This window comes from Curtobacterium sp. MCBD17_040 (assembly GCF_003234805.2).
In the GTDB taxonomy this organism is placed as follows: domain Bacteria; phylum Actinomycetota; class Actinomycetes; order Actinomycetales; family Microbacteriaceae; genus Curtobacterium.
In genome coordinates, this window is the sequence record NZ_CP126273.1 from 683787 (window position 1) to 708713 (window position 24927).

Here is a 24927-nt window from a genome sequence, read left to right on the forward strand (position 1 = left end):
GGCGCGCGCCGTCCCTCCCGTCCGATCGGCGCCGGACCGGCGCGAGGGGGCGGTCGGTAAGATGTTCCAGTGATCGATCCGCAGCTCCTCCGCGACCACCCCGACCGGATCAAGGCGTCGCAGGCGGCCCGTGGTGACTCCGTGGAGCTCGTCGACCAGGCGCTCGCCGCGGACACCGCACGTCGGCTCGCGATCTCGTCGTTCGAGGCGCTCCGTGCCGAGCAGAACGCGTTCGGCAAGACCGTCGCGAAGGCACCGAAGGACGAGAAGGCGGCGCTCGTGCAGCAGGCGCAGGCGCTCGCCGCCCGGGTCAAGCAGGCACAGGCGATCGTCACCGAGTCCGAGGACGCGTTCCGCACGACCGTTGGGAAGCTCGCGAACCCGATCATCGAGGGCGTCCCGAGCGGCGGCGAGGAGGACTTCGTCACCCTGCGCACCGTCGGCACGAAGCCGGAGTTCGACTTCGAGCCGAAGGACCACGCCGACCTCGGCGAGCACCTCGGGATCATCGACATCCCGCGTGGCACGAAGGTGTCCGGCTCGCGCTTCTACTTCCTCCGCGGCATGGGGGCGCGGCTCGAGATCGCGCTCATGAACCTCGCGCTCGACCGGGCGATCGCCCACGGCTTCGAGCCCCTCATCACGCCGACGCTCGTGCGCCCCGAGACGATGGCCGGCACGGGGTTCCTCGGTGAGCACGCCGACGAGATCTACTACCTGCCCGCCGACGACCTGTACCTGACCGGCACGAGTGAGGTCGCGCTCGCGGGCTACCACTCCGACGAGATCCTCGACGTGTCGAACGGCCCCCTCCGCTACGCCGGGTGGTCGACGTGCTACCGACGCGAGGCCGGGTCCGCGGGCAAGGACAACCGCGGGATCCTCCGGGTCCACCAGTTCAACAAGCTGGAGATGTTCGCGTACGTGCACCCCGACGAGGCCGAGGCGGAGCACGACCGGCTCGTCTCCTACCAGGAGGACATGCTCGGCGCGCTCGGACTCCACTACCGCGTCATCGACGTCGCCGCCGGTGACCTCGGGCAGAGCGCCGCCCGCAAGTTCGACATCGAGGCGTGGGTGCCGACGCAGGGGACCTACCGCGAGCTCACCTCGACGTCGAACTGCACGACGTTCCAGGCCCGCCGCCTCGACATCCGGCACCGCACCGAGTCCGGCAAGACCGCCCCGGTGGCGACGCTGAACGGCACGCTCGCCACGACCCGTTGGCTCGTCGCGATCCTCGAGACGCACCAGCAGGCCGACGGCACGGTCGTCGTGCCCGAGGTCCTCCGCCCGTACCTCGGCGGCACCGAGGTGATCGAGCCGCGATGACCGACGACCTCCGCGAGCAGGCCGTCCCCGACCCTGGGGCGAGCTCGGGTGCGACGTCGACGGCGCCGCGGCCGGACCACTGGCTCGTGGCGCTCGACATCGACGGGACGGTCATGCGCGAGGACGGCGTCATCACCGACGCGACGAGCGCGGCCGTCCATGCTGCGGTGGAGGCCGGACACGAGGTGATGCTCTCGACCGGTCGCAGCGCCTCCATGACGTTGCCCGTGGTCGCGGCCCTCGGGATCCGCCCACGGTTCCTGGTGTGCGCGAACGGCGCGATCACGCTCGAGCGCAGCGACGCCCCCGAGGACGCCGAGCGCGGGGGCTACCGCCGCGCGTTCGTGGAGTCCTTCGACCCGACCGAGGTCCTCCGCACCATCCGCGGGTCCCTGCACGGCGCCGCGTTCGGCGTCGAGGACGAGACCGGCCACTACCGCGTGCACGGGATCTTCCCCGACGGCAGCCTGAGTTCCGACGTCGAGCACGTCGCGTTCGACGACCTCTTCGGCGTCGAGGCCACCCGGGTCGTCGTCATCTCGCCGAACCACGACCTCGACGACTTCCTGCGGGCGGTGGACCGGATGGGCCTCCACAAGGTGTCCTACAACGTGGGGTGGACCGCCTGGCTCGACATCGCGCCCGAGGGCGTGACCAAGGCCAGCGCGATGGAGCGGGTCCGGTCCGTGCTCGACGTCCCACGGTCGCGCGTGTTCGCGGCGGGCGACGGCCGGAACGACATCGACATGCTGCACTGGGCCGCCGAGTCCGGCCGCGGCGTCGTGATGGGCCAGGCGCCCGAGGACGTCGTCGCTGCCGGCGGTGAGGTCACCGGGAGCGTCGCGGAGGACGGTCTGGCCGCCGCACTCGCGACGCTCCCGCGCTGACCCGGCCCGGTTCCCGGTTCCCGGTTCCCGGTTCCCGGTTCCCGGTTCCGCGAGATCGCAGTCGTTGCCGTTTCGACGGTGGTGTGAGCGGCAACGACTGCGATCCCGGTGGGATGACGCGGCGTCAGCCGCAGAACTCGTAGGGCGGCACCCGGTCCGTGCTCACCCAGATCGACCGCACCTGCTGCGGCGTCGACCGCACGTCGAACACGATCCAGGCGCCGTGGTCCTGGTAGCCGCGGTAGTCCTCCTGGTCGTCCTCGCGGATCTGCACGAGGTCGGGGTGGTGCGCCTCGAGGGTCGCCAGCGGTGTGCCGAGCGTGTCGCCCTGCGCCGTCCTCGGCGAGGAGGCCCCGGCGCCCTGCAGGAGGATCCCGTGCACGACGTCGCGCGCGTCCGGCAGTGCCTGGGTCCACACGGAGGAACCGGTCCGCCGCCACATCGCGATGTTCGGGTTCGGGCAGTCGTCCGAGCGGGTGTACGCGGTCATGGACGCGCCCTCGGCCGTCACCGAACCGCCGATGGTGAGCGGCCCGACGCCGGCACCCGTGATCGTCCACGTCGTCGGGTCGGCGAGGTCGAGCGTCGGGGAGGCGGGTGGTGTGGCGGCCGGCGGCGTGGTGGGCGTCGCGGTCGTGCTGGGCATGGGCGTCGTCGTGGTGGCCGACGCACTCGGGCGTCCGGTGTGGCCGACCGTGGTGGCGGTGTCGGCCGCGGTCGAGGTGCTGCAGCCGGCGAGGGTGACGACGAGAGCGGTCGCGGCGATCAGGACGATCGCGGACCGCGGTGTGGTGGACATCGAGGCGTTCCGTTCCGGGAGACGCCGGTGCCCCGTGGCATCCGCTCCACGTCCCCCGACGCTCATCTTGGTGGTTCCGTCGTCGGTGCGCCGCGGCCTGTCGATCACGGTTCCGTCACGCCGATCACGGTTCCGTCACGGTGTGCGGGAGGCGCCTCCCGGCCGTCCCGGCCGCCGCTCGTCCGCCGCATCGCGAGATCGCAGAAGGTGCCGCTCTGGGGGTGCTCAGAGCGGCAACAACTGCGATCTCGACGGGAGGGTCGGCAGGGCGAGCGGCGGGGCGGGCGCGGGCCGTGCCTCCCGGCCGGGAGGCTCGCTAGACTCGCACGCGCCGGTCGCCACCGTCAGGTGGTCCAGCCAGGAGGGTTGTCCGAGCGGCCGATGGAGCTTGTCTTGAAAACAAGTGGGCAGTGATGTCTCGTGGGTTCGAATCCCACACCCTCCGCCGACGGGCTACGCGGCGTCCGCGGCGGCGCGCGCGAGCAGTCCGAGCGTGTCGACCACTCGGTTCGAGAACCCCCACTCGTTGTCGTACCAGGCGACGACCTTGACGTGGCGGCCGCCGTCGACGCGCGTGAGGAGCGAGTCGAACACGCTCGACTCCGGACGTCCCATGATGTCGGTCGACACGAGCGGGTCCGCCGTGTACGCGAGCACCCCGGCGAGTGGCCCGTCGGCAGCCGCACGGTAGGCGGCGTTCACCTCGTCGACCGTGACGTCACGGGCCACGACGGTGTTCAGCTCGACGATCGACCCCACGGGGACGGGCACCCGGATGGAGTCGCCCGAGAGCTTGCCGTCGAGTCGGGGGAGCACGAGTCCGATGGCCTTCGCGGCGCCGGTGGTCGTCGGGACGATGTTCACGCCCGCGGCCCGCGCTCGCCGGAGGTCCCGATGCGGGCCGTCCTGCAGGTTCTGTTCCTGCGTGTACGCGTGCACGGTCGTCATGAACCCGTGCTCGATGCCGGCGAGGTCGTCGAGGACGCTCGCGAGCGGCGCGAGGGCGTTCGTCGTGCAGCTCGCGTTGCTGACGACGGTGTGCGTGGCGGGGTCGAACGCGTCGGTGTTCACGCCGTAGGCGAGCGTCACGTCCGCCCCGGTGGCCGGTGCGCTCACGAGCACGCGACGGGCGCCCGCCTCGAGGTGCTGCGCAGCGGCCTCCCGTGCCGTGAAGCGGCCGGTCGACTCGAGGACGACCTCGACGCCCAGGTCGGCCCAGGGCAGTGCCGACGGATCGCGCTCGGCGAGCACGCGGATCCGCTGACCGTCGACCACGAGCGTGTCGTCGTCGACCTCCACGGTGCCATCGAAGGGGCCGAGTGCGGAGTCGTAGCGGAACAGGTGGGCGAGGGTCGCGGGTGCGGTGAGGTCGTTGACGGCGACGACCACGAGGTCCTCGCCGCCGCGGGCCAGGAGCGCGCGCAGGGTGTTGCGGCCGATGCGGCCGAATCCGTTGATGCCGATGCGGGTCATGTGGGTTCCTTCCGTTCCTCCGCTCATCGTCATCGAGCCGGGAGGCCCGCTCCAGTGGCAGGAACGCCATGATCCGGGAGGATCGCGCCAGGGCTACTGCTGGAACACGCGGCGGTAGGCGGTAGGGGAGATGCCGAGGATCCGCCGGAAGTGCAGACGCAGGTTGGCGTCCGTCCCGAGCCCCACCCGCGCGGCCACCTGGTCGACGGCGAGGTCGGAGCGTTCGAGCAGCTCCCGCGCCAGGTCGACGCGCGCCCGGAGCACCCACTGCATGGGCGTGTAGCCGGTGCTCTCGACGAAGCGGCGTGAGAACGTCCGGGTGGACACGTTCGCGTGGGCGGCCAGTGCGTCGAGTGTCAGGGCGTCGCCGAGGTGGCGCAACGCCCATTCGCGCGTCGTCGCGAAGGTGTCGTCGGTCGGGTCCGGCACGGTCCGTTCGATGTACTGGGCCTGGCCGCCGCTCCGGTGGGGCGCGCTCACGAGCCGTCGGGCGACGTGGTTCGCCAGCCCGACGCCGTGGTCGCGCCGGACGATGTGGAGGCAGAGGTCGATGCCGCTCGCCGCACCCGCGCTCGTGAGCACCGATCCCTCGTCGACGAAGAGCACGTCCTCGTCCACCTCGACGTCGGGGTACCGGTCCTGCAGCACGCGCGTGTAGTGCCAGTGGGTCGTCGCCCGGCGCCCGTCCAGAAGGCCCGCCGCCGCGAGCGCGAACGCCCCGGTCGAGATCGCGGCGACGCGCTTGCCGCGCTCGTGCGCGTCGCGGAGTGCGGCGACGACCTCGGGAGGCGGCGGCGTGTCCGCCGGGAACCGGTACCCCGGCACGAACACGGTCTGCGCCCAGTCGACCGCCTCGAGTCCGCGCCCCACCGCGTATGCGAGGCCGTCCCCGCCGCGGACGGTGCCGACGCTCGGGCCACAGACGCGCACCTCGTACGGCATGCTCGGCCGGTTGGCGAACACCTGGGCGGGGATCCCGACGTCGAGCGGCTTCGCCCCGGGCAACACGAGCACCGCCACACGGTGCGGACGGACAGCCATGCTGCGACGGTAGCCCGAACCCGCGAACACTCGACGCGCGTCCAGCGTACGGTCACCGGTGCGTGCCGCCGAGGGGCGGCCGTGCGAGGAGGAACACCGACATGAGCAGCACCGGCGCCGTTCGTGATCAGCCGACCAGGAGTCTCGTCCCGGCTCGGATGGATCGCTTGCCCTGGACCCGGTTCCACTGGTCGATCGTGGTCGGCCTCGGGATCTCGTGGGTCCTGGACGGTCTCGAGATCCAGATCGTGTCGAACGCGGGATTCCAGAAGCCGCTCGGCCTCTCGACCCAGGAGGTCGCCGACCTCGGCACGATCTACCTGTTCGGACAGGTCATCGGCGCGCTCGTGTTCGGGCGGCTCTCGGACCGGCTGGGTCGACGCAAGCTGTTCCTCCTGACGCTCGCGATCTACCTCGTCGGATCGGGGATCGCCGGGTTCGCGCCGGACTTCGCGTTCCTCGCGGTGTTCCGGTTCGTGGCCGGCCTCGGTATCGGTGGCGAGTACGCGGCGATCAACTCCGCGATCGACGAGCTCATCCCGTCGCGGTTCCGCGGACACGTGGACATCGCGATCAACGGCACGTACTGGGGCGGTGCCGCGATCGGTGCGGCCGCGAACATCTACCTGCTCAACACCGCGAACTTCTCGGAGAACGTCGGCTGGCGCATCGGGTTCTTCATCGGCCCGGTGCTCGGCATCCTCATCATCTTCCTGCGGCGACACATCCCGGAGAGTCCGCGATGGCTCATGACCCACGGGCGCGAGCAGGAGGCCGACGACACGGTGACCCGGATCGAGGCCGAGGTCGAGCGGGAGTCGGGGCATCCCCTCGAGCGGGTCGACGAGTCGAAGGCGATGGACGTCACGCCGCTCGACCGCGTCGGCTTCCGCACGATCGTCGGTGTGCTGTTCCGGCAGTACCCCACGCGGACCCTGGTCGGCGCGACCATGATGATCACGCAGTCGTTCCTGTACAACGCGATCTTCTTCACGTACGCGCTCGTGCTCACGAACTTCTACGGCCTGCAGACCTCCCAGACGTCGATCTACTTCTTCCCGTTCGCGATCGGCAACCTGCTCGGGCCGCTCGTGCTCGGTCGCCTGTTCGACACCTGGGGCCGTCGGCAGATGATCTTCCTGACCTACCTGGTCTCGGGGATCGTGCTGGCCGTCTCGGCGTTCATGTTCCAGGCCGACGCGATCAGCGCCACGTGGCAGACCGTGTTCTGGTGCGTCTCGTTCTTCTTCGCGTCGGCCGGCGCGTCGAGCGCGTACCTGACGGTGAGCGAGATCTTCCCGCTCGAGCTGCGGTCGCAGGCGATCTCGTACTTCTTCGCCCTCGCGCAGATCTTCGGCGCGGTCGCGCCCCTCATCTACGGCGCGTTCATCGGCGACGGGTCGAGCCGTACCCCGCTGTTCTGGGGGTACCTCATGGGCGCCGCGATCATGGTGCTCGGTGGTGTGATCGCCCTGATCTTCGGGGTGGACGCGGCGCGGAAGGGCCTGGAGTCCGTCACGCAGCCGCTCTCGGTCGTGGGAGGCGGGGCGCGCACGAGCGACCGGGCCGACCGGGCTCGCGGGCGCCGGTAGGCGCGGCTCCGCGCCGCTCGGGGTTCGACTTCGTACTTCGTATCCCGTATTCAGGATGTTTGGCGCATCGAACGGTCGCCTGGCAGCCTTCCGGTTCGAGCGTGTGGAAGCCACGCGCTCCGGACCAGGGGCGGAGGCGACATGGGGTCAGCGCAGGGCGGAGTCGAACCGGGGCGAGCGCGGGGCATCCAGGTCGGTGCGGTGGCGTGGACGGGTGCGGTGGCGCGGACGACCGTCGTCGGGGTCGACCGGACGGCTGCGATCGGCAGCTGCGGCAGCGCCCGCGATCTGAGGTGCTGCCCCGTCCACATCGAGGGTCCGAGTGCGCTCGTCCCGAGTCGGCACATCCAGCGGGGCACGGGCCGATGCCGCTGAGCGAGGGTGTCGTGATGCACCGCTCAGATCGCACCCCGGTCCCGGGTGGACGGACGACGTCCCCCACCGATGGTGGTGCGCGGAACAACGCTGCGCCAGCCGCCGGGCTCGGTCGGTCAGCGACGGGCGCGGGTGCTGTCGGGCTCGACACCGGCGTCGTGCCGATCGACGAGACGCCGGGTGCGGGCATGACCGGTCCGGACGCAGGGGTGGGTGGCGCGGTGCGCCGTGACCTCCTGCGCGACGCGGTGTTCACGCGGCTGGTCCACCGGATCCTGCGCGGGGAGTACCGGTCCGGGCAGCGGTTGCGGCTCGACGGGATCGCCGCCGAACTCGGGGTGTCTCGGACTCCGGTGCGCGAGGCCCTGGTCCCGCTCGAGGCGTTGCGGCTCGTCCAGGTACAGCGCTACGTCGGCGTGGTCATCGCGCCCTGGACGCCGGCGCACATGGTCGAGCGGGTGCAGATCGCGCAGGGTCTGCTCGCGGTGCCGTACCCGACGTCGTCCATCGAGCGTCATCGGAGCGACCCGCCGGTCGACGTCGGGGCGTTCGATGCGACCGCGCTCCGGGCCTGCCGATCCGACGCCGGTCGGTTCGCCGTCCTCGCCGAGTGGACGCTCCGGCGCCTCGATCGCCCGGTGAGTGCGGACTGGCTCGCGGCGCAGCTGCCCGTGCTCGACGCCTTCTACATGCGTGAGGTCGCCGGTCGGCACGGGTTGGACGTCGCCGTCGGGGCCGCGCAACGCGCGAGCTCGCTGGCGTCAGCGCTCGGGGCGGTGTGGGACGAGGACCTCGTCGCGGCCATCCGTCACCTCGACGCCTTCGCCGACGCGCTCGCTGCATTCGACCGAGGGACCCACAGACGCGACCTCTGAACGACCGCCATCGCGGAACTCGGCTACCGCTGCTACCGTGATCGCAATTCATGATAGGAGGGCCATGATGTTCGAGACCGCACTGCTCACGAGCTTCCTCGCCGTGGAGCGCACGGGGGGCTTCACCGCTGCTGCCAAAGACCTCGGTCTGCGGCAGTCGACGATCAGCGGACACGTCGCCCGACTCGAGCGACAGACCGGTCGGCAACTGTTCCGACGGGACACGCACGCGGTGGAGCTGACACCGGACGGCATGGCCATGGTCCGCTTCGCCCGCGAGATCCTCGCCGCACAGGGACAGGCCGAGGCGTACTTCACGGACACCGGACTCGCCGGTCACATCCGGTTCGGTGCGTCCGAGGACATCGTCGCGACCGGTCTGCCGGACATCCTGCTCGACTTCCGGAACGCGTACCCCTCGGTGGACCTCGACCTCCGGGTGGGGCTGACCGCGGAACTGCGCGAGGAGGTCCGGAGCAACCGGCTCGACCTCGCCCTCGTCAAGCGCCGTCCGAGCGAGGACGTCGGCGACCTGGTGTTCCGCGACCCGCTCGTGTGGGCCGGGCGCGAGGGTGAGGTCGTCGACCCGGACGAACCCGTGCACCTCGTCACCTACCCCGGCACGAGCGTGACCCGTGATGCCGCCGTCGCCGCGCTCGAGGGTGCCGGCCGGCCCTACCGGATCACCTGCGTGTCCGCGAGCCAACAGGGCATCCGGGCAGCGGTGTACGCCGGGCTGGGCGTGACCGTGCACCCCGGGTCGATCCTCCCGGCCGGGTTGGTCCCACTGACCGGACTGCCGGACCCGGGCTGGACGGAGTTCACGCTCGTGTCGCGTGCCGGACCGCCGAGCGTCGCGATGTCGGAGCTCGTCAACGCGATCCGTACGGGCGCGGACCGCGTCATCAAGGGGCATTCGATCGCGCGCGCGGGGGCCTGACGCTCCCTCGACGTGACCCCCGTTCGGGGGCACGCCGAGGGGATCCCGGCGGTGGCCACCCGCTCGGGTATCGTCCCCGCGGACGACGGCACCCGAGCCGTCAGCCCGAACTGCCAGGAGGAAGCGTCGTGTCCGACTTCGACGACCTCACCGACCCGCGGCGGGAGCCGACGATCCTCCGAGGTCCGGGCGGTCGTGTGATCGGCGCACGGCACGGTCGACGGCACCGCGGGTTCCGGCCGGCGCGACTCCTGGTGGGCGTGGCGATGCTCGCCGGCATCAGTGTCGTGACCGCCGGCTCACTCACTGCCTACGCCGCCTACGACCTGGGGCACCGGATCGCCCAGAACGCGGTCGACGTCGGGGGAGCGGGCGGGCAGAGCACCGACGGCGCGTTCAACGTCCTGGCCGTGGCTGCCGACAACGACCCCGGGCAGGGCACCGAGTACGGGGTCCGGCAGGCGACGCTCAACGACGCGAACGTGCTGCTGCACGTGTCCGCGGACCACACGCAGGCCGTCGCGATCAGCTTCCCCCGCGACCTGCTCGTCGACCAGCCAGCCTGCACGAGCCACGGGACGACGACTGCCGCGGTGCAGGACACCCCGCTCAACGAGGCGTACGGGCGCGGCGGCCTGGGCTGCGTGGTGAGGACCGTCGAGCAGGTCAGCGGACTGCGCATCCCGTACGCCGCGCAGATGAGCTTCGACGGCATCATCGGACTCTCCGACGCGATCGGGGGTGTCCCCGTCTGCGTGACGGACGACGTCGACGACCCGTACACGGGCCTCCGGTTACGCGCCGGCGAGCACACGGTGTCGGGGGTGACCGCGCTGGCGTTCCTCCGCGACCGCCACGGGATCGGCGACCAGAGCGACCTGTCCCGGATCTCGAGCCTGCAGCAGTTCCTGTCGTCGCTCGTGCGGAAGGTCAAGGGCAACGGCACGCTCGGCGATCCGGCGAAGCTGTACGGGCTGGCCCGCGTCGCCTCGCACACGGTCAAGCTCTCGACGACACTCACGGATCCGTCGACCATGGTCGCCATGGCGCGGACGTTCCAGGGCATCGGACTCGACCGCATCACGTTCGTGCAGTACCCGGGCGCCACAGATGACCCGGACCACCCCGGCAAGGTCGTTCCGGACTCCACGACCGCCCGCCAGCTCATGGCGGCGGTGCGCTCGGATCGGTCGTTCTCGCTCGCCGCGGGGTCGGTGGGCCGTGGGTCGGAGTCGGTCAGCGGTGGGTCGAGCGGGTCGGGCGTGTCCAGCGCGGCGGGCGGGTCCTCGAGCGCGAGCGGCGGTGGCTCAGGCGGCAGCGGCAGTGCGGGCTCCGGCGGCTCCGGCTCCGGTGGCTCCGGCTCCGACGCCGATTCCGGCTCCGGCTCCGGCTCCGGCTCGGCAGGGTCGGGAGGCGCGGGGCACGAGGGGACTTCGGCCTCCGCACGTCCCGAGACGATCAGCGGCGTGACCGGTCAGACCGCGCAGCAGCGGACCTGCGCGGTCGCGGCCGGTTGACGAGCCGGACCGGGCAGCGGAGCCGAATCGGTCGCGGCCGAGTGACCGGAGGAACACTCGGGTCGCGGACGCGACCACGAGGTGACGTGCGGGGTGAGCGGGGCCGGAGCCGGGCCTCCCGGCCGGTGCGCTCGTCGTACCGTCCTGCCCGAGTCGACACATCGTCGGCTCGGACAGGAGGAGTGCCATGAGCGTCGTCCGAACCGTCAGCGTCCCGGCCCCCGACGGGAGTCCCGCGCGCTGCTGGGCGGGGATGATGATCCCGCAGGCGGTCGTGCGGAACCCCCGGAACGGGCACGTCCTCATCGCGCGGTACCGGGCCGACCGGACGATGGGCGTGCTCGACGTCGACGTCTCCGGCGCGACGGCCCGCACCCGATCGGACACCACGCTGCTCGACGGTGCCGGCGCCGCCGTCGTGTTCGACCAGGGGCAGGCGACGGCGACGGCGAGCAACGGGAACATCAACGACTCGCACAACTCGGTGTCCGCGGTCGTCGACCGGCAGGGGGACCTGCACGTCACCGGGAACAACCACAACACCGCGCTCCGGTACTGGCGGACCACGTCGGCGGACGACCCGACCACGCTCCGGAGCAAGGACGCGCCGGGGCCCATGGACGGCGTCTGGGTGGTGAAGGACCGCACGGGTGCCGAGGTCCGGCGGTACCTCGACGCCGGTGCGGAGCTCGGCGCCTGCAGCTACCCGACGTTCTTCCGGGGCCCCCAGGGGCAGGTGTTCCTGTCGTGGCGGAACGGGGAGTCCGGCCGCGGCAACCAGTTCCTGTACGGGTACGTCGAGTCGTCGAAGCGGTGGGTGAGCGTCGCGGGGGAGGACATGCGGTACGCGCCGTACCCCGACGGCCGCATCCTGCTCGAGGGCATGTCGAACGACGTCAGTCCTTACCCGACCCTGCCGGTGCCCGGTCCCGACGGCTGGTGGTGGATGGTGTGGGTCTGGCGCGGGGACCCGACGGACGCGGACACGAACGGACGGCTCTCGGCGGCGCGGAGCCAGGACCTGCGCCAGTGGTACGGCCTCGACGGGACGACGCTCCCGCCGACCATCACGTTCGGGACGTCTGGGGTCGTGGTGGACGACCTCCCACTCACCGGGAGCGGTCTGCTCAACGACGCGACGCGCATCGGGTTCGACCGCGCAGGGCGACCGGTGATCGCCTACTACAAGTACGTCGGCAGCGGGAGCGGGCGGACGACGCAGCTCTTCGTGGCCAGGCCGGACGGGGCCTCCCGGCAGTGGGTCGTGACGCAGGTTTCGGCCTGGAGCGGGGCCTACGACCTCGCCCGACTCGGCACCGCGCAGCAGGGCATCGCGGTGACGAGCGTGTCGACACCGGTCCCGGCGGCGGCACCGAACGACGTCGTCGTCGGCTACGCGCGATCGAACGGACCGGCTCGCGCGATCACGGTGGCGAGCGGGGCGAGCGGGGCGAGCGGGGCGAGCGCCGGCAGCGCACGCAGCGTCGCGGACGCGCCCATCCCGACCACCACGACCCCGCCCGAACTCACACAGCGGTCCGTCGACCCCGCGCGATACCCCGGTCTGGCCGTGCGGACGGCCGTCACGGACGCTTTCGACGACGACGGCCGCCGCGTCGCGTGGACGCTCCGGTGGGACGCGGGGCCGTACCGGAACGATGGGCGGGCGCCCGACGTCGCGTTCCCGGCCGAGGGGTCGCCCCTGACGCTGGTGCTCACCGACGTGGACGACTCGGGGGTCGCGGGGTAGGCGGTCGGGCGGGGCGGGCAGCGGTGGCTCAGAACCCGTAGAGCAGGGATCCGTGGAGCTCGACGCCGGATACGGCGGAGACGGTGGGATTTGAACCCACGGTTCCCAAAAGGGAACTCCACCTTAGCAGGGTGGTGCACTAGGCCTGACTATGCGACGTCTCCCGGTGCCCACCGGAGCGAGCACGCGACCACCATCATAGGGGAGCCGAGCGGCGGGCGGGACCACCGCCTCCCGGACCGGTGCGCCTGAGCCGCGCCACGCAGACCCTCGAAATGGGGACAACGCGCCCGTTGTCCGCCATTCTGGGGACTCGTAGCATCGGCTCCGTCGCGCGCGCGATCACATCCGGGTCGTCTGATCCGGTGCGCGGACACGTACACAGCAGAGGCGTCGCTCCTCGCGAGCCCCAGGGCGCGGCCGTATCCGATCGGCATGCGCGGGGTGGGGAGCGGCTCGAGGGGGCGCGGCCGTCGTGTCGCGTCCCCTCCTGTGCCGCTGCCCGTCGCGCGTCGTGTGCGAGCCCCGCAGATTGCTTCGGCCTGCCGCCGACGCCATGTCGACTCGCGTCCCAACGGGGTCGCCGGATCACCGCGGGGAGATCGGCACGATGGCGACGCGAGCAACGGAGCGACGGGTTGCTTGTTCGAATGATGCTCGCTAATCTACGGGCGGCCGGGTGTCGGGGGCTGGCGGTCATCGTGGTGGTCGACGCAACGAAGCGTTTTCCCGGGAGCTGGTCAACCGCAGCGGTGAGTCAGGGGCACATGCGAAGCGAGACGAGCGCACGACCAGGGCGGGCAGGGGAAACCGTCGTTGAATTTGCCGCGTTCTCGAAGTCGTTCGGGGAATTCCCCGCGGTGCAGGATCTGGATCTCGAGGTCCGCCGCGGCGAGGTGTTCGGTTTCCTCGGTCCCAACGGAGCAGGCAAGACGACCACCATCGAATGCATGGTGGGCTTGCAACGTCCCACCAGCGGAGTCATCCGCGTACTCGGACTCGACCCAGCCATCGAGCGACAAGCGATCACACGTCGTGTCGCGGTGCAGCCGCAGTCGGCGAGCCTCTTCGACACGCTCACCGTGCGGGAAACGCTCGAGCTGTTCGCCTCGTTCCACGAGCAACCCCGCCCCGTCGCGGACGTGCTCGCCGAGGTCGGTCTCTCGGATCAAGCGGTCGAACGGACGAAGGGATTGTCCGGCGGGCAGACGCGCCGGCTCCTCCTCGCTGTGGCCCTGGTCGCAGATCCCGAGGTCCTCGTCCTCGACGAACCGTCCGCGGGCCTCGATCCTGCGGCACGACAGGCACTGTGGCAGATCATCCACGGCCTGCGGGACAGGGGAACGACGATCGTCCTCTCCACACACCACATGGACGAAGCGACGACGGTCTGCGATCGTGTCGCCATCATCGTCGGCGGGCGCCTGGCTGCACTCGACAGCCCGGACGAGTTGATCCGTCAGCACGCGACCACCAGTGACGTCGCCTTCACCGTGGCCCCGACCGTCACCGATGAGCAGATCGGCGCCGCCCTGCGGACTCCGTACAGCTCCGAACCCGTGCTGGGAGGTGTCCGCGTGCAGGTCACGACAGAGGACCCGGACGAAATGATCCGTCGAGTGACGTTCGCCCGGACCCTGCGGGCTCGCGAGCTCAATGTCCGCCAGGCGAGCCTCGAGGACATCTTCCTGCAGCTCGCAGAACTGCCGGACGAACGTCGCGTGCGCCGGGGGGCGACGACGAAAGGGAACCGGCCATGAGAACCGCACCGAGCGCCTCCGCGCGGTCGACCCATCGCGACGCGTTCCGGCAACTGGTGTTGTTGAGCTCTCGAGAGCTGTTCCGGAACATCAAGACGGTCATCGCCTTGATGTTCATGTTCTTCTTCTTCCTGATCCTGATGGTCGGGATCGACTTCGTCATCAACGGCGGTCGGCCCGCTCCAGTTGCGTCGGTCGCGAACGGGCCACACAGCGCGCAGGTCGTCGAGGCGTTGCGGAACCGCGACATCGCCGTGCGGGCGGAGGACGCGGCGACCGCCAGGATCACGGTCGAGGATGACAGCGCGCGGATCGTGCTCGCCGGCAAGACCAAACCGGCGTGGAAGCACCTCGTCGCCGCGGTGCACTCCACCGGGATCCCGTCGGCGGACATCGTCGTCACTGATGCCTCCGGCGAGGCCGAGAACGACATACTCCGCGTCAATCTCGCCACGGTGCTGGTCACCGGGTTCATGGCGATCGCGTTCATGGGGACCTCCGTGCCGTTGGTCGCGCTCCGGCAACGCGGCACACTCCGGCTGCTCGGGACGACTCCGGTCAGACGGATGGCGTTCATCCTCGCGCAGAGCCCGGTGCGCTTGGCCCTGGGCATCGCCGAGGCGATCGTCATCGTGCTCATCGCCTGGAGCCAGGGGTACGTGGAGTCGTTCAACATCGTGCGACTGTTCGTGACCCTCGTCCTCGGGTTGGCGATGCTGTTCGCCTTCGCCTACCTCTTGGCGAGCCGGTCCGCCAACCCTGATGTGACCACACAGATCACCGGGTTCCTCCCGGTCATCGTCATCCTGACCTCCGGCACCGTCGTGCCGATCGACGTGTTCCCGAACGCAGTGCGCTCCATCACCGACGGGTTCCCGAGCACGTGGTTCATGCAGGCCATCGGGGCGGACATCACCGGGACGGACCCGTTCGTCTCGGTCTACTGGCTGTGGCTGATGATGGCCGCGGTCGGCATCGCAGCTGCGCTGCTCGCGGCGCGACTGTTCAAGTGGGACCAGGGCGAGCTGTAGTCGCGATGTTGAGGAGATGCCGCTGGCGTCCGCGGGTCGCTTGGGTGTCCCGGCCTTGTCGTTGCGCGGGCCTTACATAAGGTTGTGCCATAACCTTATGCAAGGAGGTGGCGACCGATGAGTTCAGGAGCGAGTCCGGCAGGGCAGGACGGTCCGGCGGTGCGGTACGAGGAGCGCGTGCTCCCGCCTGTGCACAACCCGGACCTGCTCTCGCGACGAGCAGCCGAGCGGCGTCGCGCGCCCTACCTCGCCGCCGTTCCACCGGCGATCGCCGCGATGCCCTTCACGATCCCCACCGAGGTCGTCGCCGAGGTCGATGACGCGTCCAGGACGATCACCCGATTCGACGGCGAGTTCGCGGGATTCCCGGCGCCGTTCTCGGCGGTCCTGCTCCGCAGCGAGTCCGCGTCGAGCTCGCAGATCGAGCACCTGACCTCCGGTGCGCGGGCCATCGCCGAGGCGGAGATCGACGAGCGGATCCAGGGCAACGCGCCGCTCATCGTGCGGAACGTCCGCGCCATGGAAGCAGCGATCGCCCTCGCCGACGACATCAGCGACGCGACGATCATCGAGATGCACCGCCAGTTGCTCGAGAGCTCCGCACCCCGGCTGGTCGGCGGGTACCGCGCGGAGCAGGTGTGGATCGGGGGCGCACTCCCGCACGACGCGGCGTTCGTCCCGCCGCACCACGAACGCGTGGCGGATGCGATGGCCGATCTCGTCGCGTTCACCAGGCGGACGGACCTCCCCGTCCTCGTCCAGGCGGCCGTCGCACATGCGCAGTTCGAGACCATCCACCCGTTCCCCGACGGGAACGGCCGGACGGGCCGCGCGCTCGTGCAGGCCATCCTCCGCAACGGTCGGCTGATCCGACACATGACGATCCCGGTCAGCAGCGGCATCCTCACGGACGTCGACGCGTACTTCGATGCGCTCGACGCCTATCGGCGGGGGGACGTGGCCCCGATCGTGGCCGTGTTCGCGACGGCCTCACTCGCAGCGCTCCGCAACGCGACCGTGCTCGCCGAGGACTTGGCGCGACTGCAGCGCGAGTGGGACGGTCGGTTGACGGGCCTCCGTGCGGACTCGACGGCGCGACGGCTCGCGCGGGTGTCCATCGAGCACCCGGCACTCAACGCTCGGCTCGCACGCGAGCGCACGGGCGCAAGCCAACCGGCGGTGGACAACGCGCTGCAGCAGTTGACCGAGCGCGGGATCCTCCGGATGGTCAACGGCCAGCGGCGGAACCGGGTGTGGCTGAACCCGGAGGTGCTCGACGCCCTCGACGCCTTCGCGGAGCGGAGCGGCCGGCGCCAGGATCCGTCGTACTGACGACCCTCCGGACACCGCCGCTTCGGAGGTACGCGAGGACTCCTCGCGACCCCTATGCTGACGCTGATCGGTGGATCCGGTCGCAGCGCCGCGGACCCGAACCCGGCGGCGCACGGAGGGGAAGATGCGCAAGCGCGCCATCACCATCGGCCTCGTGCTCACGGCGGTCGCGGTCGCCGGGGTGGGCAACGCCACCGCCGCCGAGGCAGCCACCACCAAGTACGCCAACTGCACCGCCGTGCACAAGGTCTACTCGGGCGGCATCGCCAAGACCTCGGTGACGTACAACACGGTGCACCACACCAACGGCACGGTCGAGCACCGCAAGCTCAAGGGCACCGTCAAGAAGGACAACGCCCTGTACTCGGCGAACAGCAAGCTCGACGCCGACAAGGACGGGATCGCCTGCGAGGCGGACTGACCCGGCGCCCCTCGGCGGCCGCGCCAGCGGGATGAGCCGCGGAACGGACCAGGAGCCGCGCATCGCCCCGGTTCACAGTCCGTTCCGCGGCTCATCGACGCCGGTGCGACGTCGGTGCGACGTCGGTGCGAGTCGGTGCGACGCCGCGCGACGGCGGAGGCGGTGCGCCGCCTCAGACGAGGATCGCGTCGTGCGGCAGCAGCGCGTGCACGCCCCACGTCTGGTTCGCGATCTGGGTGACCCGCATGCTGACGGCGACACTCGCCATCGCCAGGGCCTGCGCGCGGGTGACGTCGTGCAGCGCAGCGATCCAGTCGACCATGGCGTTGAGGGCCGTGGCGGTCGCCGCGTTGAGGTCGGCGTCGAACCCGAAGGTGATCCGACCCGCCGGGGTGTCGGCGTGGACGCCCGGGACCGGTGCCGTGTCGAGCAGGGACAGCGTCATCGTCGTCGTCATGTCGCACTCGACGGCGGTGCCCGAGACCTCGCCGTCGCCCTGCGCCGCGTGGCCGTCGCCGACGAACAGGAGCGCGTCCGGCACGGTGACCGGGAGGTACAGCGTCGCGCCTGCGACGAGCTCGCGGCAGTCGATGTTCCCGCCGCCGACGGGCCGCGGCGGGATGGTCGAGTGCTCGCCGGTCGGCTCGGGAGGCACGCCCACGACGCCGAGGAACGGTGCGGTCCGGACGCCCAGGCCGAGCTGGTTCCGTGCCACGCCGGCCTCGGCGTCGATGTCCCAGAGCAGCGGCCCCCGCGTCGCGGTGTCGGCGAGACCGAGGGCCCGGTTCAGCTCGTTGTCGACGCCGCCCGAGCCGGTGTAGCCCCAGGTCCCGGGGACCAGGGCGTCGAACCGCACGGCGAGCACCTGCCCGGGCAGCGCGCCGGTGAGCGCGACGGGGCCGACGAGGCAGTGGCCGCGGCGGCTCGTGATGAGTGTCGGGACCTCCTGGCCCGGCTCCTGCTGCCGTTCGAGGTACCCGGCCGCGCTCAGCGTGCGGACGGTGACGGTGTCGCCGGGGGACGCGCGCAGGACGGGCGCGCGCTCCGCCGTGAAGACGTCGATCGCCGTGTCGGTCGTGGGCTCGAGAACGTGGTCCGCCATGCACCGATCCTGCCACCGAGAGGGGTACAGAACGGCGCCCGCCGTCGCGGAGGGGGCTGCCATCGGCCCGAGGTAGCATTCCCGGACACGTCCTACGAGCCTGGAGGTCCGGCTTGCCACACAGCGCTGACGTCGCCGATCCGGGGGGACCGGGCGGGGCGGGGGCATCGTTCCCGGTCGACGAGATCCGCTCCGCGGGCGACGCGATCGTGCGTGCGGTGGGCACGGTCGTGGACGGCAAGACCGAGGCGATCCGCACCGCGCTGACGGTCATGCTGGCCGAGGGGCACCTGCTCGTCGAGGACGTCCCGGGTGTCGGCAAGACCGTGCTCGCGAAGGCCCTCGCGGCCACGGTCGGTGGGTCGGTGAGCCGCATCCAGTTCACGAGCGACATGCTGCCGTCCGACGTGACGGGCGTGAACATCTACGACCAGGCGTCCGGGTCCTTCCGGTTCGCCCCCGGGCCCGTGTTCGCGAACGTGGTCATCGGTGACGAGATCAACCGGACGAGCCCCAAGACCCAGTCCGCCCTGCTCGAGGCCATGGCGGAGTCGCAGGTCACGGTCGACGGCGTGACACGGCCCCTCGAGTCGCCGTTCATGATCGTCGCGACGCAGAACCCCATCGACATGGAGGGCACGTACCCACTGCCCGAGGCACAGCGTGACCGCTTCATGGCCCGTATCACGATGGGCTACCCGAGCCTCGACGCCGAACGCGAGATGCTCCGCAGCCGTGGCGTCGGCGACCCGATGTCGGCACTGCGGCCCATCGTCGACGTCGCGACCCTCGCGGCGATGATCCGGGCCGTGCACGCCGTGCACGTCGCGCCCGACGTCGAGGGGTACGTCGTCGACATCGTCCGCTCGACCCGGAGGCACCCGGACCTGTTGCTCGGTGCGAGTCCGCGGTCGACCCTGCACCTCGCCGGCGCCGCACGCGCTCGCGCCGCGCTCGAGGGTCGTCCGTTCGTCACCCCCGACGACGTCGCCGCGCTCGCCCCGGTCGTGCTCGCGCACCGCCTCGTGCCCGTCGCCCGGAACCTCGGCGGCGGTGCCGAGGACGCCGCTCGTGACGTCGTCGTCCGTATCGTCGCCGACACGGCGGTGCCGTTCGGCGCCGCGGCCGTGCGGTCCTGATGCCCGGGACCCGCCGCGGTCGGGTCGCCCTGCCGCGCCCGACCTCACGCGGGTGGACCACGGTCGCGGTGGGCATCGGTCTGGTCGGGGCCGGGCTCGTGGCGACGACGAGCCTCGCGGTGACGGCCGGGCTCCTCGTCCTCGTGCTCGTCGTCCTCGGCGCCGTCGTCGCGATGGTCGCCGCCGGACCGATCCGGGCGACGCGGCAGGTCCCGCGTACGACGATCGAGGCCGGTGCCGTGTTCCGCGCCACGCTGCTGGTCGAGGGTCGGCAGCGGGCGCTCGGCGTCGTGCGGGTGCTCGTGCGTGACCGCCTCGACGACCACTTCGCATCGGCAGGGGACCTCGAGGCCCTCGTCGACGTCGGGTCGGGTCGTCCCCCGGCGCGGCTCACCGTCGAGGCCATCGCCGCGCGCCGCGGTCGTCCCCGGTTGGGTCCGGCGACGGTCCGTGTCGCCGACCCGTTCGGACTCGTCCACGTCGACCGGGTCGTCGTGGCGGCGCAGGAGATCGTGGTCGTGCCCCGCACCACGGTGCTCGGCGCGATCGAGACGGGCGTGCTCTCGGGTGCGGTCTCGGCCGAGGCCGGACGAACCGGCCAGGGCGGGTCCGCGGACGACAGCGAACTCCGGCCCTACCGACCGGGCGATCCCATCCGGCGCGTGCACTGGGGGCAGAGCGCCAAGCGCGGCGAACTCCACGTCCGACAGACCGCACAGGCCCAGCCGCCCGAGGCGACCGTCCTGCTCGACGTGCGCCGCGCCTCCTACCAGGAGCTCGGCCGCGAGCCGTTCGCCGAGCTGTCCGACATGGCCGGGGACGCCGCGTTCGAGCACGCGGTCGTCGTCGCCGCGAGCGTCGCACGGGTGCTCGCCGCGCGGACGTCCCGCGTCGCCCTCGTCACCGCGGACGACGTCCAGCCGTCGCCCGCGGGGGACCTGGCGTCCGTGCTCGTCGGACTCGCCGACGTCGCGCTGCGCTCCGACGCACGCCCGGTGGCCGAGGTCCTGCCCGAGGTCCGCGGCGTCGACGTGCACGGCATGACGGCGGTCATCACGGGCCAGTGCACGGCGGAGCAGGCGTCCGAGCTCGTCGCCCGCACGCCCCCGGCCTCGCGCGGGCTCCTCGTGGCGATCACGCCACCGGACGCCGCCGCTCGCGGGGTCCTCGACCGTGCCGGATGGCGCATCCTCGTGGTGCCCGTGGGCGGGAGTGTCCGATGACCGACACCGCCCGTCGCCCGGTCACGGGCCGTGACGTCCTCGAGCGCGACGACCGCACCGACGAGGACCCGGGCACGCCGAGCCGCACGCTCGTGGCCGCCGCGGCGCTGCCCGTGGTCGTGGCGTCGCTCGCCGTCCGCCCGCTCGTGCAGGGGATCGCGTGGTGGGTCTCCGCGCTCGTCGTCACCGCCCTGCTCGTGGGCGTGATGCTCGCCGTCCGCACCCGCCCGCGGTGGGCCCGCTTCGTCGCGCTCGTCGTCACCCTCGTCGGCGGTTCATGCGCGCTGGCGATCCTCGACGGCACCGAGCCGCTCGGGTGGCTCGACCGCAGCGGCGCGCTCGGGCAGGCGCTGCTCGCGATCAAGGTGAACCCCGCGCCGCTCCCCGAGACCGACGCGGTGCAGCTCGTCGTGTCCGTCACGCTCGTCTGGACCGCCGGCGTCGCCCTGTTCGTCGCGGTCATCGCGCCCACGGCCGCCCTCGCCGCCGTGCCCGCGTTCGTCGCACTCGTCGTCCCCGGGATCGTGACGGGAACGGCGCCGAGCGTGGTGCTCGTCGTGCTCACGGGCATGGCGTTCCTGCTCGTCCTCTGGTTGTCGGTCCGGCCCGTGCAGCAGGCGTTCCCGGCGATGGTGATCGGCGCGGTCGCCCTCGTCGTCGCGGTGGGCCTGCCGACCGTCGTCCCGATCGACGCCAGCTGGCTGTCGGGGGTCACGGGCGCGATCCAGGCCCCGATCAACCCCGGGCGGCCCGGCACGCTCCTCAAACTCGGTGACGACCTGCGGCGGCCGAGCGAGATCGAGGTGTTCCGTTACCGGACGACGACGGGGGTGCCGGAGTACCTCAAGCTCGCGGACCTCGACGAGTTCGGCACGGGCGACTGGGTGCCCTCGGTGGTCGATGCCAGCACCGCCCCGAGCGCCGACCAGGGGCAGTTCGCCACCGGGGTGAACCCGCGGGTCGCCAGCCGCGAGGACGTCCAGGTCCGGGTCACGGGGTTGTCGAGCCAGTACCTGCCGCTGCCGTCGGGTGCGGTCGGGATCCAGTCCCGGTCGACCGCGCTCGACCTCACCCAGTGGCGGTGGATGGGGCGGTCGAACACCGTCCGGTCCACCGGGCAGACGACCCGCCGCGGCGACGTCTACCAGGCGTACGGGGTCGCGACGTTCGCCAACCCCTACCTCGACGCGATCGCCCAGCACGGTCGCTTCGGCATGATCGCGAGTGGCGACTGGAACCGTCCGTCGTCCGCCCAGCTCCGCACCGACCTCCAGCTGCCGCGCAACCTCCCCGGGAGCATCCGCGCCGCCGCCGAGCGCGTCGCCGGGACGGCGGGTGACCAGTACGAGCAGGCACGCGCACTCGAGTCGTGGTTCCGGAGCGGCCGCTTCACCTACTCCGAGACGGCGCCCGTCGAGCAGGGGTACGACGGCGACAGCATGGACGTCGTCGCGAAGTTCCTGCAGGTGCGGGCCGGGTACTGCGTGCACTTCGCCTCGGCGATGGCGGTCATGGCCCGGGTGCTCGGGATCCCGTCGCGCATCGCGGTCGGGTACCGGCCGGGCGGCACGCAGAAGGACGGCGAGTACGTCGTCTCGAACCGGCAGCTGCACTCGTGGCCCGAGTTGTACATCAAGGGCGCCGGCTGGGTGGGCTTCGAGCCGACGCCGGTCGCACAGGACCAGTCGGACGCGGAGCTGCCCGCCACCGCGTCGCCGACCTCGCTCCCGACGGTCACGCCGCTCCGTTCCGCGCCCGCGAACCAGCCGACCGCGCAGCCCTCGTCGGCGTCGCCGACGCCGGATGCTGCGTCCGGCGCTGGCACGGGCGGATCGGACGGCGGCTCGGCGACGTGGGAGATCGCCCTCGCGGTCCTCGTGGCGCTCGGTGCGCTGGTCGGGCCGGGACTGTTCCGCACCCTCCGCCGTCGTCGACGTCTCGGACTGGTCCAGAGCGGTCGCGATCCCGCCGCGAACGCCTGGCGCGAGGTGATCGACGACGTCGCGGACCACGGGTTCACGCCGGCGACGGTGCCGCCGGACGATCCCGCGCTCGCGGCCCGGACGGCCCGAGCGGTGCTGACGCGCCTGGGCGCCACCCTGCCGCCGGCGACGCTGACGCCGCTGGGGACGGTGGTCGACGCGCTCGACCGCGAGCGCTACGCACGACCGGGTACCGCACCGGTCGACCAGGACCGGTTACGGGACGCCGTTCGGGAGGTCCGGGTCGGGCTCGACGCAGCCGTGTCACCCTGGCGCCGGGTGCTGTCCCGGGTGTGGCCGCCGTCTCTCGCGCCGTCGAGAGCGTGGACCGGTCGCGGGCGTCGACACGCCGCACCGCAGGCGCCGCGACCCGCCGAGTAGGTCCCGTCGCGACCCGCCGAGGAGGTCCCCGCCGCGCTGCTGAGCACGTGCTGCAACCGACCCCGAGGCGGTGTCCCGGCCCGCCGCCGAGTAGACAGGACGGGTGGACGGACTCGAGCTCGCCGTCGTGCTCGGCGCGACCATCCTCGTCGGGGGCGTGGTCGCCCAACGCATCCGCGTCGCGGCGCCGCTCGTCCTCCTGGTGCTCGGCGCGGGGGTCGGGTTCCTGCCGGGGCTCGGCGGCGTGCGGCTGCCGTCCGAAGCGGTGCTGCTGCTGTTCCTCCCCGCACTCCTGTACTGGGAGTCCCTGAACACGTCACTGCGCGAGATCCGGAGCAACCTGCGCACGATCGCGCTGCTCGCGGTGGGTCTCGTGTTCGCCACGGCCGCGGTGGTCGCGGTCGTCGCACACCTGCTCGGGCTGACCTGGGCGCTGTCGATCACGCTCGGCGCGGTCCTCGCCCCGACCGACGCCACGGCGGTCGCTGCGGTGGCCGCGCGGTTGCCCCGGCGGCTCATCACGACCCTCCGGGCAGAGAGCCTCGTCAACGACGGCACCGCGCTCGTCCTCTACTCGGTCGCCGTGGGCGCCGTGGTGAGCGGGCAGGACATCGACGTGTGGGGCGCGGTCGTGCGGTTCTTCGCCTCGTACGGGTTCGGCATCGCGATCGGCCTGGCGGTCGGTCTCATCGTCTACTGGGTGCGGCGGTACCTCGACAACCGGCTGCTCGAGAACACGCTCAGCGTGCTCACCCCGTTCCTCGCGTACCTGCCCGCCGAGCTGTTCGGCGTCTCCGGGGTCGTCTCGGTGGTCACGGCGGGGTTGCTCCTGACGCAGATCGGGCACCGCGTCATCAGTGCGCACGCGCGGATCCAGGGGTACGGCTTCTGGCAGGTCACGTCCTACCTGCTCAACGGCGCGCTGTTCGTGCTCGTCGGACTCGACTTCCACCCGACGCTCCTCGCCGTGCTCCACGACGACTGGGTGACGGCACTCGCGCTCGGGCTCGGGAGCACCGCCGCGGTGATCGGCATGCGGTTCCTCTGGGTCAACACGACCCCGTACGCGAGCCGGTTGCTCGACCGGCGAGCGGGGGAGCGCGACCGGCACCTGCACTTCCGGGAGCGCATGCCGATCGCGTGGGCCGGGTTCCGGGGTGCGGTGTCGCTCGCGGCCGCACTCGGTGTCCCGCGCGCCATGTCCGACGGGAGCCCGGTCCACGACCGCGACCTGGTCATCGCGGCGACGTTCGTCGTCATCCTCGTGACGCTCGTGGTCGAGGGACTCACGATGCCCGTGATCGTGCGATGGGCACGCCTGCCCGAGGACCCCGAGGAGCAACGGGAGGAGATCGAGGCAGAGCGGGCGGCCCTGCAGGGGGCGCTCGATTCGCTCGACGACGTCGCGAGCCGGCTCGAGTCGCCCGAGGAGGTCCGCGAGGACCTGCGCGCCGACTACGGGCGCCGCCTCGAGCGGCTGCGGCGCGATGCGGAGGCCGCCGAGGGCGACGCCGCGGCGGCGAGTCGGGCGGCGGCGGACGCCGGGGTGACCGTGTCCGCCGCGGTGATCGGCGGCACGGGCGGATCGGCCGGCGAAGCCATGGCTGCAGGTGCCGACGGCCCCGACGCGGAGGACCCGATCGGCGGGGCTGCTGAGGATGCGACGGACGGCGAGCCCGACGAGATCCAGCTCGAACGGGAGGCCGAGCAGGCGGACATCGCGCTGCGGCTCGCGCTGCTCGAAGCGAAGCGGACGGCCGTCGACGACCTCCGACGCTCCCGGGCCATCGACGACGCGGTGATGCGTCGCGTGCAAGGCCGGTTCGACGTCGAGGAGCTTCGCCTCGTCGCGATCAGCGAGGACGACTGAACCGAGCCCGAGCAGGTGGCGGCGGACCTGGACGGCGGGCGACGGGCCTCCGGCGGATCCCCGCCGCTCGGGGTGAGGCCGCGGGTGACGCGACGGGCGCGGACC

General features: G+C 71.9%; 19 protein-coding genes and 2 tRNA genes. 16 read left to right on the forward strand and 5 right to left on the reverse strand.

Annotation, left to right across the window (positions count from 1 at the left end; all coding sequences use genetic code 11):
• Positions 1–69: 69 nt before the first annotated feature.
• Both serS and DEI94_RS03305 read left to right on the forward strand, forming a co-directional pair.
• A complete protein-coding gene (gene serS / locus DEI94_RS03300; protein WP_111010128.1) occupies positions 70–1332 on the forward strand; it encodes a serine--tRNA ligase in 1263 nt (420 codons plus the stop codon).
• Entirely contained in the window at positions 1329–2219 is an 891-nt protein-coding gene (locus DEI94_RS03305) for an HAD family hydrolase (protein ID WP_111026485.1), read from the forward strand. Before serS ends, DEI94_RS03305 begins: the two co-directional genes overlap by 4 nt.
• Positions 2220–2343: 124 nt before the next feature.
• On the opposite strand, the gene DEI94_RS03310 is transcribed toward DEI94_RS03305, so the two are convergent.
• Complete coding sequence (locus DEI94_RS03310) at positions 2344–3018, reverse strand: hypothetical protein (RefSeq protein ID WP_146249451.1); 675 nt, start codon at positions 3016–3018, stop codon at positions 2344–2346.
• A gap of 360 nt (positions 3019–3378) precedes the next feature.
• Here DEI94_RS03310 and DEI94_RS03315 point away from each other — a divergent pair.
• A tRNA-Ser gene (locus tag DEI94_RS03315) sits at positions 3379–3463 on the forward strand.
• 8 nt (positions 3464–3471) lie between these two features.
• Here the strand turns inward: DEI94_RS03315 and gap are convergent.
• Both gap and DEI94_RS03325 read right to left on the reverse strand, forming a co-directional pair.
• The gene (gene gap, locus DEI94_RS03320; protein WP_111026483.1) at positions 3472–4491 is read right to left on the reverse strand and encodes a type I glyceraldehyde-3-phosphate dehydrogenase; all 1020 of its coding nucleotides are present in this window, start codon (positions 4489–4491) and stop codon (positions 3472–3474) included.
• Positions 4492–4584: 93 nt separating this feature from the next.
• The gene (locus tag DEI94_RS03325) at positions 4585–5532 is read right to left on the reverse strand and encodes a GlxA family transcriptional regulator (RefSeq protein ID WP_111026514.1); all 948 of its coding nucleotides are present in this window, start codon (positions 5530–5532) and stop codon (positions 4585–4587) included.
• Between the two features lie 101 nt (positions 5533–5633).
• On the opposite strand from DEI94_RS03325, the gene DEI94_RS03330 reads away from it, so the two are divergent.
• The 5 genes from DEI94_RS03330 (at position 5634) to DEI94_RS03350 (ending at position 12581) form a co-directional block, all read left to right on the forward strand.
• A complete protein-coding gene (locus DEI94_RS03330) occupies positions 5634–7124 on the forward strand; it encodes an MFS transporter (RefSeq protein WP_181441777.1) in 1491 nt (496 codons plus the stop codon).
• Between the two features lie 389 nt (positions 7125–7513).
• The gene (locus DEI94_RS03335; protein WP_181435350.1) at positions 7514–8374 is read left to right on the forward strand and encodes a GntR family transcriptional regulator; all 861 of its coding nucleotides are present in this window, start codon (positions 7514–7516) and stop codon (positions 8372–8374) included.
• Positions 8375–8438: 64 nt separating this feature from the next.
• Complete coding sequence (locus tag DEI94_RS03340) at positions 8439–9314, forward strand: LysR family transcriptional regulator (protein WP_220035650.1); 876 nt, start codon at positions 8439–8441, stop codon at positions 9312–9314.
• 128 nt (positions 9315–9442) lie between these two features.
• Entirely contained in the window at positions 9443–10831 is a 1389-nt protein-coding gene (locus DEI94_RS03345; protein WP_111026481.1) for an LCP family protein, read from the forward strand.
• A 187-nt stretch (positions 10832–11018) separates the two neighbouring features.
• On the forward strand, positions 11019–12581 hold the full coding sequence (locus tag DEI94_RS03350) for a BNR repeat-containing protein (RefSeq protein WP_111010113.1): 1563 nt from the start codon (positions 11019–11021) through the stop codon (positions 12579–12581).
• 75 nt (positions 12582–12656) lie between these two features.
• On the opposite strand, the gene DEI94_RS03355 is transcribed toward DEI94_RS03350, so the two are convergent.
• Positions 12657–12745, reverse strand: a tRNA-Ser gene (locus tag DEI94_RS03355).
• A 486-nt stretch (positions 12746–13231) separates the two neighbouring features.
• Between DEI94_RS03355 and DEI94_RS03360 the strand changes: the two genes are divergently transcribed.
• The 4 genes from DEI94_RS03360 (at position 13232) to DEI94_RS03375 (ending at position 17125) form a co-directional block, all read left to right on the forward strand.
• Entirely contained in the window at positions 13232–14341 is a 1110-nt protein-coding gene (locus tag DEI94_RS03360; RefSeq protein WP_181435348.1) for an ABC transporter ATP-binding protein, read from the forward strand.
• Complete coding sequence (locus tag DEI94_RS03365) at positions 14338–15372, forward strand: ABC transporter permease (protein WP_111010082.1); 1035 nt, start codon at positions 14338–14340, stop codon at positions 15370–15372. Before DEI94_RS03360 ends, DEI94_RS03365 begins: the two co-directional genes overlap by 4 nt.
• A 117-nt stretch (positions 15373–15489) precedes the next feature.
• Positions 15490–16704: a Fic family protein gene (locus DEI94_RS03370; RefSeq protein ID WP_111010080.1), complete on the forward strand. Its 1215-nt coding sequence runs from the start codon at positions 15490–15492 to the stop codon at positions 16702–16704.
• A gap of 124 nt (positions 16705–16828) precedes the next feature.
• The gene (locus tag DEI94_RS03375; protein ID WP_111010079.1) at positions 16829–17125 is read left to right on the forward strand and encodes an excalibur calcium-binding domain-containing protein; all 297 of its coding nucleotides are present in this window, start codon (positions 16829–16831) and stop codon (positions 17123–17125) included.
• 172 nt (positions 17126–17297) lie between these two features.
• Here DEI94_RS03375 and DEI94_RS03380 read toward each other — a convergent pair whose 3' ends face one another.
• Positions 17298–18227 carry an acetamidase/formamidase family protein gene (locus tag DEI94_RS03380; RefSeq protein ID WP_111010077.1) on the reverse strand — a complete coding sequence of 310 codons (930 nt, stop codon included), beginning with the start codon at positions 18225–18227 and terminating at the stop codon, positions 17298–17300.
• Between the two features lie 113 nt (positions 18228–18340).
• Here DEI94_RS03380 and DEI94_RS03385 point away from each other — a divergent pair, with 113 nt between their 5' ends.
• The 4 genes from DEI94_RS03385 to DEI94_RS03400 all read left to right on the forward strand — a co-directional run bounded on the left by DEI94_RS03385 (position 18341) and on the right by DEI94_RS03400 (position 24822).
• Positions 18341–19366 carry an AAA family ATPase gene (locus tag DEI94_RS03385; RefSeq protein ID WP_111013860.1) on the forward strand — a complete coding sequence of 342 codons (1026 nt, stop codon included), beginning with the start codon at positions 18341–18343 and terminating at the stop codon, positions 19364–19366.
• Positions 19366–20589 (forward strand): DUF58 domain-containing protein, encoded by a 1224-nt coding sequence (locus tag DEI94_RS03390; protein WP_111026480.1) that lies wholly within the window; start codon positions 19366–19368, stop codon positions 20587–20589. The genes DEI94_RS03385 and DEI94_RS03390 overlap by 1 nt, the downstream gene beginning before the upstream one ends.
• On the forward strand, positions 20586–22952 hold the full coding sequence (locus tag DEI94_RS03395) for a transglutaminase TgpA family protein (RefSeq protein WP_181441775.1): 2367 nt from the start codon (positions 20586–20588) through the stop codon (positions 22950–22952). Before DEI94_RS03390 ends, DEI94_RS03395 begins: the two co-directional genes overlap by 4 nt.
• A 103-nt stretch (positions 22953–23055) precedes the next feature.
• The gene (locus DEI94_RS03400) at positions 23056–24822 is read left to right on the forward strand and encodes a Na+/H+ antiporter (protein ID WP_111026478.1); all 1767 of its coding nucleotides are present in this window, start codon (positions 23056–23058) and stop codon (positions 24820–24822) included.
• Positions 24823–24927 lie beyond the last annotated feature (105 nt).

What these genes read in the sequence shown, in the direction of transcription:
- DEI94_RS03305 (WP_111026485.1), top strand. Translation starts at nt 1,329, where the DNA reads ATGACCGACGACCTCCGCGAGCAGGCCGTCCCCGACCCTGGGGCGAGC.
- DEI94_RS03310 (WP_146249451.1), bottom strand. Translation starts at nt 3,018, where the DNA reads ATGTCCACCACACCGCGGTCCGCGATCGTCCTGATCGCCGCGACCGCT.
- gap (WP_111026483.1), bottom strand. Translation starts at nt 4,491, where the DNA reads ATGACCCGCATCGGCATCAACGGATTCGGCCGCATCGGCCGCAACACC.
- DEI94_RS03325 (WP_111026514.1), bottom strand. Translation starts at nt 5,532, where the DNA reads ATGGCTGTCCGTCCGCACCGTGTGGCGGTGCTCGTGTTGCCCGGGGCG.
- DEI94_RS03330 (WP_181441777.1), top strand. Translation starts at nt 5,634, where the DNA reads ATGAGCAGCACCGGCGCCGTTCGTGATCAGCCGACCAGGAGTCTCGTC.
- DEI94_RS03335 (WP_181435350.1), top strand. Translation starts at nt 7,514, where the DNA reads ATGCACCGCTCAGATCGCACCCCGGTCCCGGGTGGACGGACGACGTCC.
- DEI94_RS03340 (WP_220035650.1), top strand. Translation starts at nt 8,439, where the DNA reads ATGATGTTCGAGACCGCACTGCTCACGAGCTTCCTCGCCGTGGAGCGC.
- DEI94_RS03350 (WP_111010113.1), top strand. Translation starts at nt 11,019, where the DNA reads ATGAGCGTCGTCCGAACCGTCAGCGTCCCGGCCCCCGACGGGAGTCCC.
- DEI94_RS03360 (WP_181435348.1), top strand. Translation starts at nt 13,232, where the DNA reads ATGATGCTCGCTAATCTACGGGCGGCCGGGTGTCGGGGGCTGGCGGTC.
- DEI94_RS03365 (WP_111010082.1), top strand. Translation starts at nt 14,338, where the DNA reads ATGAGAACCGCACCGAGCGCCTCCGCGCGGTCGACCCATCGCGACGCG.
- DEI94_RS03370 (WP_111010080.1), top strand. Translation starts at nt 15,490, where the DNA reads ATGAGTTCAGGAGCGAGTCCGGCAGGGCAGGACGGTCCGGCGGTGCGG.
- DEI94_RS03375 (WP_111010079.1), top strand. Translation starts at nt 16,829, where the DNA reads ATGCGCAAGCGCGCCATCACCATCGGCCTCGTGCTCACGGCGGTCGCG.
- DEI94_RS03380 (WP_111010077.1), bottom strand. Translation starts at nt 18,227, where the DNA reads ATGGCGGACCACGTTCTCGAGCCCACGACCGACACGGCGATCGACGTC.
- DEI94_RS03390 (WP_111026480.1), top strand. Translation starts at nt 19,366, where the DNA reads ATGCCCGGGACCCGCCGCGGTCGGGTCGCCCTGCCGCGCCCGACCTCA.
- DEI94_RS03395 (WP_181441775.1), top strand. Translation starts at nt 20,586, where the DNA reads ATGACCGACACCGCCCGTCGCCCGGTCACGGGCCGTGACGTCCTCGAG.